We start from the raw sequence: 17,571 nt of genomic DNA, 5'->3' as shown, positions 1-17,571 counted from the left end.
CATGCACCAGCAACAGGTGATTGAACAGCTGCTGGCCTGGATCGAGCAGAGCCTGGATCAGCCGCTGACGCTGGACGACATTGCCGCCAAGTCCGGCTACTCCAAGTGGCATTTGCAGCGGATGTTCAAGCAACATACCGGCCATATTCTCGGCACTTACGCCCGCCGCAGAAGGCTGACCGCCGCCGCGCGCGAACTGCGCCTGACCGGCACCAGCGTGGCCTGCATCGCCGATACTTACCAGTTCGATTCGCAGCAGACCTTCACCCGTTGCTTCCGCAAACAGTTCGGTCTGCCGCCGGCCAGCTATCGCCGCAGCCAGGATTGGTCGAGCTACGGCTTGCAGCCGCCGCTGCGGCTGACCGAAACGCCGTTGCCGCAGGCCGACATCGTGACGCTGCCCGCCATGCAGCTGGTGGGCAACACCCAGCGCCGCAGCTTTACGCTGGGGCAGCTGGCGGCTTCCAAGTGCGAGCTGCGCCGCCACGCCTGGCGGCAGCTGCTGCAGCCGCAGGCGCTGCCGGAGGTGGTATACGGCCTCACCAGTCTGGAGGTTGACAGGCAACGCCGGGGTAATCCGCGCATGGCCTATACCGCCGCTCTGCCGGACGAAGGGGCGATGGGGGAGCGGGTGACTATCGAACAGGGGGAGTATGCCCGCTTCACCTATCAAGGGCAGGCGGAAGGGTTACAAAACTTTATCGTGCGGCTGTACGACACCGCGATGCCGCAGATGAACGCCGTCCGCCGGCCGGGGCAGGATATCGAGCGTTTCTACCCGGCGCAGGAGGGCAGCTGCCCGCTCGGCGGCGCGGCGATCCGCTGCGAATATCTGATCCCTATTCGGCGGGTGGAAGCGTTGGCCGCCGCCGGTTAGGCGGCGGTTCTCGCAAAAAGTCGCCTTCGTGGCGCGTCAGGTTACAAAAAATTGCGATATTACATCGGTAATGGTTCACACTTTGATTGATGTGCACATATAATGCGCATCCGGTCAAATCCCCCCTGGTTTTTCAGGCCGCAGCGCCGTTGGCTGCCGGCTGAAATGCAACGGGGTAAAGTGGCCGTAGAAACCGATATCCATAATCGCCAGTGGCCTTGACCAACACGAAGATGAAAATGAGCATTCGCGCGTTATTAACCCTGTTTACGGCACTGGTTGCATTCAGCCAGGCTGCCTTCGCCGTCGTCTACCCGCTGCCGCCAAAAGACAGCCGTTTGGTGGGCGAGAATATCCAAATCACCGTACCGGAAGACAGCAAACTGCCGCTGGAAAGCTTCGCCGCCCAGTATCAGATGGGGCTGAGCAACATGCTGGAGGCCAACCCGGGCGTGGATCCGTTCCTGCCGAAGGCCGGCAGCACCCTGACCATCCCGCAGCAGCTGATCCTGCCGGACGCGCCGCGTGAAGGCATCATCATCAACAGCGCCGAGATGCGTCTGTACTACTACCCGAAAGGGTCCAACACCGTGGTGGTGCTGCCGATCGGTATCGGCCAGCTGGGTAAAGACACCCCGCTGAACTGGACCACCACCGTACAACGCAAGAAAGACGGCCCGACCTGGACGCCGACCGCCAAGATGCGCGCCGAATATGCAGCCGACGGTGAAATCCTGCCTGCGGTGTTCCCGGCCGGCCCGGATAACCCGATGGGGCTGTATGCGCTGTATGTCGGCCGCCTGTATGCCATTCACGGCACCAACGCCAACTTCGGCATCGGCCTGCGCGTGAGCCACGGCTGCGTGCGTCTGCGCGCCGACGACATCAAGTACCTGTTCGAGAAAGTGCCGGTCGGCACCCGCGTGCAGTTCATCAACGAACCGATGAAAGCCACCGTCGAACCGGACGGCTCGCGCTACGTGGAAGTGCACAACCCGCTGTCGGCCAACGAAGAGCAGCTGCAATCGAAAGATCCGGTGCCGCTGACCATCTCCGCGCCGGTCGGCAAAGTGCTGATGGACGCCGGCGTCAACCAGAGCGAAGTGGACGCGGCGATCAAGGCCCGTTCCGGTATGCCGGTGAAAGTGAACTGATCGCCTCGGGCTTCAGTGACAATGCCAAGAAGACGCCTGCGGGCGTCTTTTTTATGGCCTGAAGTGCTGTCAGGATATTTACGCCGGGCGCGTCACCGTGATTAACGGTTTTTTTATTCCCCGCGCGTCAGAAATAAAATAGCCGCCGTGTCGGCGGCCATTTTATTTCTATTACAGGCTGCCGCCGACTGAGGTCGAGGTGGAGCCGATAGTTTCACGGAAATGTTTTGCGTAGTCCGCCACTTCCTGCTGCGTATGCGTCAGGCCATAAAGCCCCAGCCCCACACCGCCTGCAACGCCGCCGATGAGGGTGCCGACCAGTTGGCCGACGGCACCGGCAATAAAGCCACCTGCGCCTGCGGATTTGCCTGCAATCAGCGCGCCGGTCATAGCGCCGTCCAGCAGCCCATCCCAGGCCGCGTTCAGATCGCCACCGCTAACGTACTGTTCTTCATATTGACTAAGTACTTTCATATACAATCCTTATAAATAAAAGGGTGACTTAGTGGGTTTGATTAAATTCGAAAATAACGCCGTAGCGCTATTTCACTTTAAAAATATAACAGCTGATAATCTGTTGGCAATAATATATCCAATGAGAAATATTGTTTGGTTATATATGCGAATATTTATTTTTTGTCGATATTTTTATGACAGGGGTTGAGAATGTTCTTGGTTAAAAAAGGCGATATCACTGGAGAACCCATCATGCCCTTATTGCGGACGGGCTGAGGCGATTTCCTCTTGTCGTTGCCGTGGGCCCGCTGTGGCTGTCACTATTTTCACATTTCAGGCTCTGCTACCCGTTAGGCGAATGCGTCCGCCCTGTGATTATTCCATTAAAAACTATAACTAATTAATGGGTTATATCTCCGCGCTCGGCTCCCGTCATTGAAAGAATTCTCGCAAAAAATCCACACTGTGAAAATAAGATCACACAAGCGTAACAAAAGGTAAACAAACCCCTCCTATATTGGCTGCTTCGCTTTTGGGAGGGAGTGTCATGCGTAACTGGAACGAACCGAAAAAGAATAAAGCGCACATCGAGCTGATCCCGATGATCGACGTGATGATGTTTTTATTGGTGTTTTTCGTCTTGATCAGCCTGAACGTCATTCCGGCGCTCGGGCTGAAAACGCAGCTGCCGTCTGCCGGCAGCGCGCAGCAGCTGAAACCGCAGAAAAAAGCGATCGTCACGCTGGGGGCCGACGAGCAGCTGCAGCTGGATGGCCAGCCGATCGCGCTCGGCGCGTTGGTTAATACGCTGAAGCAACAGCAGCAGGCCAACCAGACCACCACCATCATCGTCAACAGCGACAAGGGCGTGGCGGTCGAGCGGCTGGTGGCGGTCATGGACAACCTGCGCCAGGGCGGTTTTCTCTCCGTCTCCATCGCGACACGGAAGCTGTGACATGTATCTGCTCTATCGCTCACGTCATCTTTTCAGCTGGCTGCCGGCGCTGATTGTCGCCGGTTGCCTGCTGTTCGCCAGCCAGCAGGCGGCGCTGAAGATCCAGCCGCGCTACGACGAAACCGCCATCGAACTGGCGCTGGTGGAGCCTGAACCGGCGCCTGAACCTCAACCGCAAACGCCGCCGGACCCCCAGCCCGAACCGCCTCCGCCCGAGCCGGAGCCGATCCCCGAACCGGTGGTGCCGGCGCCGGAACCGATCGTGGAAGCCAAGCCGGTGCCGAAACCGCAGCCGAAGCCCAAACCCAAACCGGTGAAGGAGAAAACCAAACCGGTAGAGAAGCCTAAAGCGACGCCGGCGCCTGCCGCCCCGCGCGCGCTGGTCAGCAAACCGGCGGCGCAGCCCGCCCCGGCCGCCCCGGTGGCGCCGAAGGTGAACGCGCAGGCGATTGAAAACGGCTATCTGCTGGCCTTGCGCCGCGAGCTGGAACAGCGCAAGCGCTACCCGAGCGGTCGCCAGGCCTCGCTCGAGCGCCCGCAGGGCAACGTCGAAGTGTGGCTGGAGGTCGATCGCAGCGGGCGGGTGCTCTCTTCCGGCATCGCCAACAAAGCCGCCAGCATGCTGCTGAACCGCGCGGCGATGAGCAGCCTGCAAAGCATCAGTTCAGTGAAGCCGTTCCCGAGCGAGGCGTTCGCCGGGCAAACAACCAAAAGATTTACCGCAACGTTCAATTATCAGGCGCCTTAGCGCAAGGGTTAATCGTTTGATTTTTATGGGATGCACACAATGAAATCGTTTAATCGTTCTGGGATCTATCTGGCGGTGATGTCGGCGATGCTGCCGGGTGTCGCGCTGGCGGCCGACGCCACCGATGTCGGCACCATCAGCGTCAAGGGGCAGTCGCTCGGCGGCGGCATGATGGTGCAGGATGACAGCGCCAAGGCGCGCTCCACCGTCACCAAAGAGGCGATGGACAAAATGCCGTCGGCGGCCAACGCCATCGACAAGCTGAAATACACGCCGGGCCTGAACGTCAACAGCAATGACGCCAGCGGCCTGAGCGGCGTGGACTACACCATGCGCGGCATGAACTCGGATCAGATCGGCCTGTCGATGGACGGCATTCCGATCAACGACTCCGGCAACTACGCGGTGTACCCGAACCTGCTCGGCGATGCGGAAAACCTGGAAGAGGTGTTCGTCACCCAGGGGTCTTCCGAAGCGGACGGCCCGCATATCGGCTCCAGCGGCGGCAACATCGGCCTGGTAACGCGCCGCCCGGCGAAAGACTTCGGCGGTTTCGTCAAGCAAACGCTGGGCAGCAACAGCCTGAGCAAAACCTTCGCCCGCCTGGACACCGGCGAGTACAACGGCTTCAGCAACTGGCTCTCCTATTCGCACACCGAAGCGAAGAAGTGGCGCGGCGAGGGGCGGCTGTACTCCGACAAGTTCGAGATGAACTCGCTGTATGAAGACGGCAACGGCAACAGCAGCAATCTGGTGATGAAGTACAACCGCCAGAACAACACCAACTACAACACCCTGAGCAAGGCGCAGTTCGAAAACGACGGCCGTGACACCGACTATGCCACCACGCCGGAGTACAACAACAAAGGGCAGTTGAACAAGTATTACAAGATTGAACGCAACCCGTTCGAAAACTTCACGCTGTCGTTCACCCAGAAGCTGCAGCTGCGCGATAACCTGTCGCTGACTCTGCAGCCGTATTACTACTGGGGCAACGGCGGCAGCTTCAACGGCCAGACGGCGTCGGTGCTGTCCAACACCTCCAGCAAGGCCGGGCAGTACGATCTCAGCAACCTGAAATCCAACACCTATTACCGCCCGTCGTGGACCCAAACCTGGCGGCCGGGCATCACCACCAAGCTGAAGTGGGACATCAACGAGCAGCACAGCCTGGACGTCGGCTACTGGTATGAGCGCGCGCGTCAGCTGCAGACCCAGCCGTTCATCAGCATCAAGGGCGACGGTAACCCGTCGCAGATTTGGGGCCAGCCGGGCGGATCCGATCAGGTGAAGGACGCCAACGGCAACACCGTTCAGGGGCGCAACCAGTACACCATCACCCCAGCGCAGAAGGTGTGGCTGCAGGACACCTGGTTCGCCACGCCGGACTGGACCTTCGTCGGCGGCCTGGCCTATCAGTACGTGGAGCGCAAAGGGGACAACCGCGGCAGCCTGTACAACGTGCCGGAGAAGCGCAAAGCCACCTATCATGAATTCCTGCCGAACTTCAGCGCCAGCTATAAGGTGAATCAGGAAAACCAGGTGTTCTACAACCTGACGCGCAACATGCGCACGCCGCCAAACTACGTGCTGTACAACGTCGGCGACTCGCTCAGCACCAAGCCGGAACTGAGCTGGAACCACGAACTGGGCTGGCGTTTCCAGCAGGAAGACATGCTGCTGAGCGCCACGCTGTTTTACATGCGCTACAGCGATCGCCAAATCTCCACCACCAACTCGGCCGGCGACTACGAGATGATGAACATCGGCAACGTGGAGAACAAAGGGCTGGAGCTGGAGTGGAGCGGCCAACTGCCGCATAACTTCAACTACTACACCTCTTATACCTACACCGAGTCGAAGCAGAAGAGCGACATTGTCAGCAACGGCGGGCTGCCGCTGCCGACCTCCGGCAAAGAGGTGCCGAACGTGCCGAAAAACCTGCTGAACATGACGCTGGGTTATGACGACGGGCTGTATTACGGCAGCGTCAGCGGCAAGTACGTCAGTTCGTTCTACGGCGATCTGACCAACGACGAGAAGATCGGCGGCCGCACGGTGTTCGATCTGGCGGCGGGGGTGCATCTGCCGGTGGACAAGAAAATCGTCAAAAGCGCCGCGCTGCGCTTTGGCATCAGCAACCTGTTTGACAAGGAATACCTGACCTCGGTGCGCACTACCACCTTTAACGCGGCGCCTTACGGCGGCGTGAAGGCCAGCACGCCGTATTACAACGTCGGCGAAGAACGCACCTTCAGCGTCTCGCTGGAAGCCACCTTTTAACTGAATATCCCGCCGCCTGACGGGCGGCGGGGAAGAGGAGCCCTGTATGGACGCCAATCTGTTGCACGACATTATTTTCTACGTGATGTACGCCGCGCTGGCGATCGCGCTGGTGATCATCATCGAACGCACGCTGTACTTCGCCTATACCCAGCGCCAGGCGCGCCGGCTGGAGCAGGCGCTGACGCCGGACGTGCGTCGCGCCGCCGATCTGCCTGACGAGCTGACCCAGCGCAACAGCCTGCCGATGGCGGTGATCGCGCCGGTATTGGCGCAGAAGCACCGCGCCGGCGACCGCGAGGCGATCGGCGATCTGATCGACGCCCAGTACCTGCTGAGCAAGCCGCCGATGGCGCGCGGCCTGTGGCTGCTGGAAACCGTGGTCACCGCCGCGCCGTTGCTGGGGCTGCTGGGCACCGTGATGGGGATCATCGAAACCTTCAAGGCGCTGGCCGCCTCGGGGGTGTCCGAGCCGAGCCTGGTGTCGGCCGGGATGGGCACCGCGCTGTATGCCACTGGCCTCGGCATCGCCATCGCGCTGCTGTGCCTGGTGGCCAACAACTTCCTGCAGAGCCGCATGGAGCGCATCAACGAACTGCTGAAGGTGCTGTTGATCCGCGCCGGCCAACCGGCCAGCCGCCCGGAGAGCGGCAGCGGCGAACAATGGGTTGACAGCGGAGCGCCGCGCTATGCCTAATGGCCATCCAGTACGGCGGCCGCTCGGCCGCCTTTATACGGCATTGTGGGGCGGTTGTTTGTTGATGTTGAGCCAGAGCGCTGCGGCGCGTTTTGCGATTCCCGGCTATGAGCTGGTGTACACCGCACCGGTGGAAACCGCGCTGCAGGCCGACGACCTGCGCAACACCGCCGAGGTGTGGCGCGAGATGTTCGACGCGGCGAAAACCCGTATCGATCTGGGGCAGTTCTACGTGGCGAATCAGGACGGTTCGCTGCTGGACGGCGTGCTGCAGCACCTGAAGGCGGCCGGCGAACGCGGGGTGAAAATCCGCTTTTTGGTGGAAGATAAGGGCATTCGCATTTCTACCGCCGAGACGCTGGAACAGCTGAAGGCGATCCCCAATCTGGAGCTGCGCATTATTCCTTACCAGAAGCTGAGCGGCGGCATCCTGCACGCCAAGTATCTGCTGGTGGACGGCGAGCAGGCGTTCGTCGGCAGCCAGAACTTCGACTGGCGCGCGCTGGAGCATATTCACGAAACCGGGCTGCGCATCAGCGACGCCAAGGTGGTGGGGCAGATCCAGGCGATCTTCGAGCAGGATTGGCAGGCGCAGGCGCTGCTGGCGCAGGATAAGCCGGTGGCGCCGCTGCCCGATTCGCCGACGACGGCGCCGCCGCAGGGCAACTATCTGGTGGCCAGCCCGCGCGCCTACAACCCGGCGGGGGTGATCGACTCGCAGGCCGAGCTGCCGCGCTTGCTGGCCGGCGCCAAACGGCGGGTGCGGGTGCAGGTGATGGACTACGCGCCGCTGTCGTTCGGCCCGGAGCGCAGTCGCCCCTTCTACGCGGTGATCGACAACGCGCTGCGCAGCGCGGCGGCGCGCGGGGTGCAGATCGAACTGATGGTGGCCAACTGGAACACCAAAAAGCCGGATATCGCCTGGCTGAAGAGCCTGGCGCTGGTGCCGAACGTGCAGATCAAAGTGGTGACCATACCACCGGCCAGCAGCGGCTTCATTCCGTTTGCCCGCGTGATCCACAGCAAGCTGATGACCATCGACGATGAGATTGCCTGGGTGGGCACCAGCAACTGGACCGGCGGCTATCTGGACAACTCGCGCAATCTGGAGCTGGTGATGCACAGTGCGGCGATGAGCGGGCGGTTGGACCAGCTGTACCAACAGCTGTGGAACAGCGTCTACGCCGAACCGTTGCGGCTGGATTACGACTACCCGACGCCCAAGCCGGGCGGCGAATCCTGATAAGCAGGGCGCGGTTAATCCCCGTGCCCTGTGTTTTTACCGACGCCAGCCGGCCTTCTCCAGCGCCGTCACCAGCTGCTCGGCGCTCAACCCTTCCGCCCGGTGGCCGTTGCCGCTCACGCTATTGGCTGCCAGCAACGCATTCACGATCGCTTCCTCCACCGCTTCCGCTGCTGCGGCGAACAGCGCCGAAATGTAGTCGTTGTTCACCATGTGCAGCGGCGTGGTGAAAGCGCCTTTATTGGCGTAGTCGGCGGGCGGCAGGCCGTCGTTGCCGGTAGCGAAGGCGATGAAAATGTCGCCGCTCGAATCCTCGGTGCCGCCGCCGGTGCGGGCGATGCCGATGCTGGCGCGCTGCGCCAGCCGCGCACACTGGTGCGGCAGCAGCGGCGCGTCGGTCGCCAGCGCCACCACGATGGAGCCCATGCCGGGATGCGGTAACTGCGGCGTGAACGGCGAGGGGAGATGGCCCAGATGCCGGCCTACCGGGTAACCGCCGACCAGCAGCGACTCGCGCTTGCCGTGGTTGGCCTGCACGATGGCGCCCACCGTCCAGCCGCCCTGATCGGCGGGCAGGCGACGCGACGCGGTGCCGCTGCCGCCTTTGAATTCATGGCAGATCATGCCGCTGCCGCCGCCGACCGCGCCTTCCTGCGGCAAGCCGCCCCTGGCCGCCTGCTGCGCCTGGCGCACGTGCTCGGCCTTGACGTGAAAGCCGTTGATGTCGTTGAGCAGGCCGTCGAAGGTTTCCATCACCACCGGCATATTCCAATACACCGCGTTGTCGCCTGCGGGCAGCGTTTCACGCTCCAGCGCGATCAGCGCATCGCGCACCACGCCCACGCTGTGGGTGTTGGTGAAGGCGATCGGGCTGGTCAGCAGGCCCGCTTCGCGCACCCATTCCAGGCCGGTGGCGTCACCGTTGCCGTTCAGCACGTGCACGCCGGCAAAGCAGGGGGCGTGGCGGGCGGAGCCGGGGCGCGGTTCGATCACCGTCACGCCGGTGCGCACGCTGCGCCCGTCCGCCAAATCGGCATGAATGCTGGCATGGCCAACGCGCACGCCGGGCACGTCGGTGATGGCGTTCAGCGGGCCGGGCGTGCCCTGTCCGATGATAATGCCCAGATCCTGAGCGCGCTGCGTCATGGTTATTCTCCTTCTATTGAGGGGGCGGCGAGGGGCGCCGTCTGGCGGCCGCGCAGATGGTTCAGCGCCAGCCCGAAGCCGATAATGCCGGCAATGATAATAAAGTCTTTCAGGCTGCTGGCGATCAAAATCGTCCACAGCACGTACAGGCAGCACAGCAGCGCCACCACCACCGGCAGCGGCCACAGCGGCATCAGGTACGGGTGGTGGAAGTGGCGGCGACGGCGGCTGATCAGCGCCGCCACCGCCATGATGATGTACACCAGCAGCAGCAGGATCACGGTGAACGAGGTCAGCGATTCGAGATCGGAGCAAAACGCCAGCAGCGCCGACGGCACGCCGAACAGCAGGGTGGCGATCCAGGGGGTGCCGAAGCGCGGGTGGATGATTTTCAGCGCACGGTTAAACGTCGGCAGCCAGAAACCGTCGCGCCCGCTGGCGAACATCATGCGGCTGAACTGCGCCACGATGGCGATGATGGCGTTGAACACCGACAGATAAATCGCGCCGCTTACCACCCGCGCCAGCGTCGGGCCGCCGAGCTGGGTGACCACATAGCCGACCGGATCGGCCTGTTTGGCCATCTCGGTCAGCGACGGCGAGCCGATCAGCAGGGCGGTGAACGGCACCAGTTCCACCAGCACTACGATGACCAGCGTCAGCATGATCGCGATCGCCATCGGCCTACCCTGTTCGCGCATGTCTTCTGCCATGTACACCGCCGCGCCGTAGCCGTTGTAGGAGAACAGCGCGACCCCGACCATGGCGACGATCGGCGGCAGCGACACCGGCGCCAGGCTGCCCTGCGCGTCCAGCATCACCGGCGCGGTGAGGATCTCCGTGCTCTGATGCGGGTGGCTGAAGCCGAGCCAGGCGATCAGCGCCAGCACCGCCACTTCCACCACCAGAAAGGCGCCGGTCAGCAGGGCGTTGGCCTTGATGTTGAAAATGGCGCAGATGCCGCCGACCAGCACGGTGAGCATGCCGGCGGTCGAGGCGTCGAACTGAGTGCCCAGCGCGGTGTTCAGGTAGGGCACCGCGCCGGTGGCCAGCACCGCCGGCACGAACAGCGAGGCGCTGAGGATAAACAGGTAGGTCTGCAACCCGCACAGGGTGCCGAACAGGCGCTTGATGATGCTGTACTCACCGCCGGCGCTGGGGTGTGCGGCGCCGAGCTCGGCATAGCACAGCGCGATGGCGGCGGCGACGCAGGCGGCGATCAGAAACGACAGAAAGGCGCCGCTGCCGGCGCTGGCGATCGCCAGCGGGGCGATGACGAAGATGGAGCTGGCCGGCGTCACGCCGGACGCGGTGATCATCACCACGTCGAGGACGCTGAGATTGCCTTTGAAGGTGTGTTCAGGGGCGGACTCTTTCATTGGGAACTACTCCATTAACGCTTGGGTGAATTGTTGTTGCCGCCAGAAGGGCGACTCTGTTGTCCTGCGTAAAGATGAAATGGAGCGCGTGGAAATACCGGGGAAGCGAACTTCCCCGGAAGGGACTTTTCGTTATGCTGGGATTACCCCTGTCCCGACGGGAAGCTGAAGCTGGCGCGCCGGGCATCGCCGGAGGCCGGCCAGCGCTGGGTCACGGTCTTGCGTTTGGTGTAGAACCTGACGGCGTCCGGGCCGTAGGCGTGCAGATCGCCGAACAGCGAGCGCTTCCAGCCGCCGAACGAGTGGTAGGCCACCGGCACCGGCAGCGCCACGTTGATCCCCACCATGCCGACCTGAATGCGGCTGGAGAAGTAGCGCGCCGCTTCGCCGTCGCGGGTGAACAGACAGGTGCCGTTGCCGTATTCGTGGGCGTCGATCAAGGCCATCGCCTCCGGCAGCGACGCCGCGCGCACCACGCCGAGCACCGGGCCGAAGATCTCCTCCTGATAGATGCGCATGCCGGGCGTTACGCGATCGAACAGCGTCGGGCCGAGGAAATACCCCTGGCTGGGGCGGCCGTCGGCGCCGATCACGCTCAGCTCGCGGCCGTCCACCAGCAGCTCGGCGCCTTCGGCCACGCCCTGATCGATATAGCCTTTTACCTTCTGATAATGCTGTTGGGTCACCAGCGGCCCCATGTCGTTGCGGTTGTCGCTGCCGGGGCCGACGCGCATGGCGGCCATCTGTTGCCGCAGCCCGGCGATCAGCGCGTCGGCGGTGCCGTCGCCCACCGCCACCACCAGCGGGATGGCCATGCAACGCTGGCCGCAGGAGCCGAAGGCGGCACCCATCAGCGCGCCGACCGCGCCGGGGATATCGGCGTCCGGCAGCACCACCGCGTGGTTCTTGGCGCCGCCCAGCGCCTGCACCCGTTTGTTTTGCGCGCAGCCGGTGTGATAGATGTGTTCCGCCACCGGCGTCGAACCGACGAAGCTTATCGCTTTGACGCGCCCGTCATGCAGCAGCGTCTCCACCGCTTCGCGATCGCCGTTGACCACGTTGAGCACCCCCGGCGGCAGCCCGGCTTCCGCCGCCAGCCGTGCGATATACAGCGCGGCGGAAGGCACGCGCTCGGAAGGCTTCAGCACGAAAGTGTTGCCGCACGCCACCGCCATCGGCCACATCCACAGCGGCACCATCGCCGGGAAGTTGAACGGCGTGATGCCCGCCACCACCCCCAGCGGTTGAAACTCGCTCCAGCTGTCGATGCCCGGGCCGGCCTCTTTGCTGTGTTCGCCCTTCAGCAGTTCCGGCACATAGCCGGCGTATTCGATATTCTCGATGCCGCGCTGCAGTTCGCCCAGGGCGTCGCTGAGCACCTTGCCGTGCTCGGCGGTGATCAGTTGGCAGATGGCATCGGCGTGCTGCTCCAGCAGATCCTTGAGCTTCATCATGATGCGTGCGCGCTTCAGCGGCGGGGTGTCGCGCCAGGCGGGATAGGCCTGTTCGGCGGCGGCGATGGCGCGCTCCACCGTGGCGCGGTCGGCCAGCTGCACCTCCTGCGCCGATTGGCCGGTGGCCGGGTCGTAAACCGGCTGGCTGCGTTCGCCGCCGACGGCGGGCTCGCCGTTGATCCAATGGGTAATGGTCATGGTTCTCTCCTTATTCGGTGGCGTTGAGGGCGTCGCCCACGGCGTTGATCAGCGCATCGATCTGCGCTTCGCTGCTGATGAACGGCGGCGCCAGCTGCAGGGTGTCGCCGCCGTAGCGCACGTAAAATCCGCTTTCCCAGCAGCGCATCGCCGCGTCGAAGGGGCGCCGCGCCGGTTCGCCCGGCCGCGCCGCCAGCGTAATGCCGGCCGCCAGGCCGATGTTGCGAATGTCGGCGACGTGTTTGGCTCCCTGCAGGCTGTGCACCGCGCGCTCGAAGTAGGGCGCCAGCGCCTGTACGCGCTCCACCATCTGTTCGCGCTGTAGGATGTCCAGCGTCGCCAGCGCGACCGCGCAGCTGACCGGGTGGGCGGAGTAGGTGTAGCCGTGCGGGAATTCGAGCTGGTAGTCCGGCTCGCCGCCGTTCATGAAGGTGTGGTAGATCTCCGGCCGCACCACCACCGCGCCCATCGGCTGCGCGCCGTTGGTCACCTGTTTGGCGATGTTCATGATGTCCGGCGTGACGCCGAACGCCTCGGCGCCGGTCATCGCGCCGCAGCGGCCGAAGGCGGTGATCACTTCGTCGAAGATCAGCAGGATGTCATGCTGGGTACAGATTTCGCGCAGGCGCTGCAGGTAGCCGACCGGCGGCACGATCACCCCGGCGGAGCCGGAGAAGGGTTCGACGATCACCGCGGCGATCGTTGAGGCGTCGCGCAGCGCGATGATGCGGTTGAGCTCTTCCGCCAGCTCCGCCCCCTGTTGCGGCATGCCGCGCGAAAAGGCGTTGCCGGCCAGCAGGGTGTGCGGCAGGTGGTCCGCTTCGGCGCCGGCGCCGAACGTCTTGCGGTTGCCGGCGATGCCGCCGACCGAGATACCGCCGAAGTTAACGCCGTGATAGCCCTTTTCCCGGCCGATAAAGCAGGTTTTGCCCGCCTGGCCTTTGGCGCGCCAGTAAGCGCGCGCCATTTTCAGCGAGGTGTCCGCCGCTTCCGATCCGGAGCCGGTGAAGAACACGTAATCCAGCCCCGCCGGCGTCAGTGCCTTGATCTTGTTGGCCAGTTCGAACGACAGCGGGTGGCCGAACTGAAACGCCGGTGAGTAATCCAGCGTCGCCAGCTGGCGCTGGGCGGCGTCGGTGATTTCCTGCCGGCCGTGCCCCAATCCGCAACACCACAGTCCGGACAGGCCGTCGAAAATCTTTCTGCCGTCATGGCTGGTGTAATACGCTCCCGCGGCTTGAGTAATGATGCGCGGCTGCGCTTTAAAATTACGGTTGCCGGTAAAAGGCATCCAATGGGCCTCTAACCCTTCGGCATCGAGACTATTTAGCGGGTGATTTTCAGCGGCCATGTTTTCCTCCGAACAGGAAAATAAGAGCGATTAATGAAATAAACCGAGTTGTTAACGAATTGTTGTGCGAAATTGACTATGTACCGCTTGTTCTCTACTGTGAATAATCATATGTCGAAACTTACTTAAGGTTTTATGCAAGTAAAAAAGCGCGCGCTGTTAGGGCAATTGTCGGATATGGATCTGCGTTTGCTGCGGGTATTCAAGGCCGTGGTCGACTGCGGCGGCATGAGCGCCGCCGAACTGGAGCTGAACATCAGCCTGTCGACCATCAGCAAGCACATCAAGGATCTGGAGCAGCGGCTGGGCCTGACGCTGTGCCAGCGCGGGCGCGAGGGCTTTGCGGTCACCGACGAGGGGCTGTTGATCTACCAGGAAACGGTCAACCTGCTGGCGGCCACTGAGGCGTTTCGGCGCGGGGTGGACGAGGTGCACCAGCGCATGGGCGGGCAGCTGCACGTGGCGATATTCGACCATACGGTCAGCAATCCACAGGCGCAGATCGGCCGGGCCATTGCGTTATTCAGTGAGCGTGCGCCGGAGGTTTCTTTGCAAATGTACGTGGAGCCGATTAATACCATTGAACGCGGCGTCATTGACGGGCAATTTCAGGTTGGCGTTATTCCCATGCACCGCAGCGCGGAAAGTTTATCTTATCATTCGTTATTCAGTGAGAGGATGTTCTTATATTGCGGCGCGCAGCATGAATTATTTTCCGCCCCCCATGAAACGTTAAATTGGGATCTGCTGCACAATTATGCCTTCGCCGGATTAGGCTACCATTCGCCGAATATGGAACTGAGCCTGCAGCAACATTTGCATCGCAAGGCAACGGGGTTCGCGCAGGAGTCGATCGCCACGCTGATCCTGTCCGGCAAATACGTCGGCTTTTTGCCGGATCACTACGCGGCGTTTTTCGTGGCGCAGAATATGATGCGGGCGATCAAACCGGCGCTGTTCCGCTATCACTGCGAATACTCCAGCGTGCTGCGCCGCTCGCCGGTGCCGCAGCGGGTGGTGAAGCTGTTCCATGAGTGCCTGCTGGCGGCCCACGGAACAGCGTGACGCTTACTGCTCTTTCTTCTTGCCGAAGATTCTGATCAGCGCGCCGACCAGGATGCCGACCGCGATGCCGGCGAAGATCCAGCCGATGATGCCCATTTCCTTAACTCCTGCTAGTGCGTTGATCTGATTATACCCGTCATACTTGAAACTGCATCTGTGTTGGCTGCGAGTGCGTACGCCAGTCACTGACTTGAGTAAGCTCCTGGCGAGCCACCTCTTGCCGCCGGGATGCCGCGCCAACTATTTAGGGTAGATATCATCATTCGACGCGAAACGCCTCTTCGATCATCCGTTGCCGCTGTGCCGGCGCATAGTCGATCCAGGAATTCTTGCTGTTGGATTTCTCCAGCGCCACCGCCAGTTCCTGGCGGGAAATCGGCAAATCGTTCTGCCAGAACGGCGCGATGGCGTGGCGGGTGATGAAATCGGTCAGGTAGCTCTCCGGGCTGCCCTGCCAGTGCGGGTACAGGCGCGCGGCCAGCTCGGCCATCAGCGCGCGTTGCTGCGGCTGTTCGCTGCTTTCCAGCAGGGCAAGGAACGGCAGCAGCAGGCGGCCGCAGACCTGGCCGTGGTGGTAGTCGCGCAGCGCGCCGATCTCGCCGGCGATGCCGTGGATCACCCCCAGCCCGGCGGCGCTCAGCGTCAGCCCCCCAAGGTACGAAGCTTGCATAATCGCTTCGCGCGCCGCGTCGCTGCGGTTGAGCGCCGGCCAGGCGGCGAGGAAGTGGCGGATGCCGCTCAGCGACATGTCGCGCGTCATGGCGCCGGCGGTTTTCGACAGATAGGCCTCGAACAGGTGGGTGAAGGCGTCGATGGCGCAGTAGGCCAGCACCTTGTCCGGTGCGCCCGCCAGCAGCTGCGGATCGAGAATGGCGGTGTGCGGCACGAAGTTATTGTGGCGCAGCGAGGCCTTCACTTTGCTGACCTGGGTGTCGGTGATCACCGCGTTCTGCGTCACCTCGCTGCCGGTACCGGCGGTGGTAGGAATGGCGATCAGCGGCAGGGTGGCGCCGCTGATTTTGCTGTCGCCCACTTTTTCCATATAGCGCAGCGTCGGCAGCGGATGCTCCACCAGCGCGGAGAACGCCTTGGCGGCATCCAGCACGCTGCCGCCGCCGATGGCCACCACGCGCCGTGCCTGGCCGCGCCAGCGCGCTACCCAGGCGTCTATTTCCTGCGGCGACGCCTCGTGGCTGACGATCTCGGTGCCGATGAGCAGCGGCGTCAGCGATTCGCGCAGGCCGGCGTACACCGGACCGTTGAGAAAAGATCGGCAGCTGAACAGCAGCGTCGGCTGCGGATCGGCAAGCAGCAACGGCGGCAGCTGTTGGATGCTGCCGTGGCCGAACCAGGTCTGGCGGTTGGCGATGATGTGGCTGACGGACATGAGGTCTCCTTGACGGCGTTGCAGGGCGCGATGCCACAGCATAAGCCAGCGGGCGCGGAGCGGCCACCGCTTTCCCCGCTGCGGCAACTTGTGAGTTGTTTAACATGTAAACGATCGCGTTCTTGCATTTCGGCGCGCTGGATGCTTTTTTTAACAGTACCGGCCGTCGTGCGGCCAACCCCATCCGAAATCGGTAGATTGTTAATGTATTAATAATGGCGAGGCGGGTATGGATATTCAGCTTGAACGCTTGTCTGCGGTGATCGATGCGGTGGCCAGCCCGCGCTTTTATCCCAGCCTATTGAATTGGCTGGAAGGGTTTTTCGCCTTCGACAACGCTATCGTCTATGCCTTCGAACGCGGCCGGCCGCCGCGCTGCCTGATCAAAACCGAGCGGGAAAACAGCGATGCGGTTAACCAGATCTACCAACAGGGCGCCTATCTGCAGGATCCGTTTTACCGCGCGCTGAACGACGGCGGCGAAGGCGAGGTGCTGACGCTGCGCCAGCTGGCGCCCTGCGGGTTTTATCACAGCGACTATTACCGTAATTTTTATCGCAAGACCGGCTGGCACGATGAGGCCGGCGTGCTGCTGCAGCTGACGCCGGAACGCGGGCTGGGGGTGTTCTTCGGCTCGGCGCGCCGCACGGTGGCGGTGCGCTACCCGCAGCGGGCGGATCTGCGCAGCGCGCTGACGCTGGTGAAAAGCGTGGCGCGGCTGCATGGCGAAGTGGTGGCGGCACCGGCCGAGGCCGACACGGGGAACGACGATGGCGCGCAGGCGCGTTATCTGCTGACGCCGCGCGAGCGCGAGATCGTCGATCTGATCCTCGCCGGCTGCGGTTCGCAGCAGATTGCCGACCGGCTGTTCATCAGCCTCGGCACGGTAAAAAATCACCGCAAGAACATCTACGGCAAGCTGAACATCGGCTCGCAGGCCGAACTGTTCAGCCTGTTGCTGACCGCCCCGCAGCGCCGCAGCGCGTGAATGTATCGATCTATCCCCTATAGCTTTCAAGCTACAGCCAGGCGGCCAGGACGAGCGTCCCCAGGAGCTTACTTAGGTAAGTGACTGGGGTGAACGTCAGCAGCCAACAACGCTGTAGTTTGAAAGATGAAGGGGACGAATGTCCCTAAGGGGACATAGCGGCACGGCTGCCGCCTCCCGATAATCTGAT

15 protein-coding genes are annotated in these 17,571 nt (G+C 62.5%); 9 read left to right on the top strand and 6 right to left on the bottom strand.

Annotation, left to right across the window (positions count from 1 at the left end):
* Nucleotide 1 precedes the first annotated feature (1 nt).
* Both GF111_RS10115 and GF111_RS10110 read left to right on the top strand, forming a co-directional pair.
* Nucleotides 2–877 carry a helix-turn-helix domain-containing protein gene (locus tag GF111_RS10115; protein ID WP_033652832.1) on the top strand — a complete coding sequence of 292 codons (876 nt, stop codon included), beginning with the start codon at nt 2–4 and terminating at the stop codon, nt 875–877.
* A gap of 233 nt (nt 878–1,110) precedes the next feature.
* Nucleotides 1,111–2,031 carry a L,D-transpeptidase family protein gene (locus GF111_RS10110; protein WP_038878352.1) on the top strand — a complete coding sequence of 307 codons (921 nt, stop codon included), beginning with the start codon at nt 1,111–1,113 and terminating at the stop codon, nt 2,029–2,031.
* Nucleotides 2,032–2,202: 171 nt separating this feature from the next.
* Here GF111_RS10110 and GF111_RS10105 read toward each other — a convergent pair whose 3' ends face one another.
* Entirely contained in the window at nt 2,203–2,505 is a 303-nt protein-coding gene (locus tag GF111_RS10105) for a hypothetical protein (RefSeq protein ID WP_033651388.1), read from the bottom strand.
* A gap of 529 nt (nt 2,506–3,034) precedes the next feature.
* Here GF111_RS10105 and GF111_RS10100 point away from each other — a divergent pair.
* Genes GF111_RS10100 through GF111_RS10080 form a run of 5 tightly spaced genes read left to right on the top strand, consistent with a single transcriptional unit; the run spans nt 3,035 to nt 8,413 of the window.
* Nucleotides 3,035–3,442, top strand: a complete 408-nt coding sequence (locus GF111_RS10100) for a biopolymer transporter ExbD (protein ID WP_055317561.1) — start codon at nt 3,035–3,037, stop codon at nt 3,440–3,442.
* A 1-nt stretch (nt 3,443) separates the two neighbouring features.
* Entirely contained in the window at nt 3,444–4,190 is a 747-nt protein-coding gene (locus GF111_RS10095; RefSeq protein ID WP_147095444.1) for an energy transducer TonB, read from the top strand.
* A gap of 39 nt (nt 4,191–4,229) precedes the next feature.
* Nucleotides 4,230–6,473: a TonB-dependent receptor gene (locus GF111_RS10090; protein WP_147190920.1), complete on the top strand. Its 2,244-nt coding sequence runs from the start codon at nt 4,230–4,232 to the stop codon at nt 6,471–6,473.
* A 46-nt stretch (nt 6,474–6,519) separates the two neighbouring features.
* Nucleotides 6,520–7,170, top strand: a complete 651-nt coding sequence (locus tag GF111_RS10085) for a MotA/TolQ/ExbB proton channel family protein (protein ID WP_019454931.1) — start codon at nt 6,520–6,522, stop codon at nt 7,168–7,170.
* Complete coding sequence (locus GF111_RS10080) at nt 7,163–8,413, top strand: phospholipase D-like domain-containing protein (protein WP_147190922.1); 1,251 nt, start codon at nt 7,163–7,165, stop codon at nt 8,411–8,413. Before GF111_RS10085 ends, GF111_RS10080 begins: the two co-directional genes overlap by 8 nt.
* Nucleotides 8,414–8,449: 36 nt before the next feature.
* On the opposite strand, the gene GF111_RS10075 is transcribed toward GF111_RS10080, so the two are convergent.
* The 4 genes from GF111_RS10075 to GF111_RS10060 form a co-directional block, all read right to left on the bottom strand.
* The gene (locus GF111_RS10075) at nt 8,450–9,559 is read right to left on the bottom strand and encodes a P1 family peptidase (RefSeq protein ID WP_055317563.1); all 1,110 of its coding nucleotides are present in this window, start codon (nt 9,557–9,559) and stop codon (nt 8,450–8,452) included.
* Nucleotides 9,560–9,561: 2 nt separating this feature from the next.
* Nucleotides 9,562–10,938 (bottom strand): APC family permease, encoded by a 1,377-nt coding sequence (locus GF111_RS10070; RefSeq protein ID WP_038878368.1) that lies wholly within the window; start codon nt 10,936–10,938, stop codon nt 9,562–9,564.
* A gap of 143 nt (nt 10,939–11,081) precedes the next feature.
* The gene (locus GF111_RS10065; RefSeq protein WP_147190924.1) at nt 11,082–12,590 is read right to left on the bottom strand and encodes a CoA-acylating methylmalonate-semialdehyde dehydrogenase; all 1,509 of its coding nucleotides are present in this window, start codon (nt 12,588–12,590) and stop codon (nt 11,082–11,084) included.
* 10 nt (nt 12,591–12,600) lie between these two features.
* On the bottom strand, nt 12,601–13,941 hold the full coding sequence (locus GF111_RS10060) for an aspartate aminotransferase family protein (protein WP_055317234.1): 1,341 nt from the start codon (nt 13,939–13,941) through the stop codon (nt 12,601–12,603).
* A 135-nt stretch (nt 13,942–14,076) separates the two neighbouring features.
* On the opposite strand from GF111_RS10060, the gene GF111_RS10055 reads away from it, so the two are divergent.
* Nucleotides 14,077–15,006, top strand: coding sequence for a LysR family transcriptional regulator (locus GF111_RS10055; RefSeq protein ID WP_038878382.1), 930 nt, complete (start codon nt 14,077–14,079; stop codon nt 15,004–15,006).
* Between the two features lie 259 nt (nt 15,007–15,265).
* Here the strand turns inward: GF111_RS10055 and GF111_RS10050 are convergent, their stop codons facing one another.
* A complete protein-coding gene (locus GF111_RS10050) occupies nt 15,266–16,393 on the bottom strand; it encodes an iron-containing alcohol dehydrogenase (protein ID WP_147190926.1) in 1,128 nt (375 codons plus the stop codon).
* Between the two features lie 229 nt (nt 16,394–16,622).
* On the opposite strand from GF111_RS10050, the gene GF111_RS10045 reads away from it, so the two are divergent.
* Entirely contained in the window at nt 16,623–17,381 is a 759-nt protein-coding gene (locus GF111_RS10045; protein WP_147191739.1) for a helix-turn-helix transcriptional regulator, read from the top strand.
* Nucleotides 17,382–17,571 lie beyond the last annotated feature (190 nt).

The sequence above is a fragment of the Serratia sp. HRI genome (assembly GCF_010119335.3).
In the GTDB taxonomy this organism is placed as follows: domain Bacteria; phylum Pseudomonadota; class Gammaproteobacteria; order Enterobacterales; family Enterobacteriaceae; genus Serratia; species Serratia nevei.
Note: the sequence above shows the minus strand (reverse complement) of the source record. Positions and strands in the feature narration are given on the sequence as shown.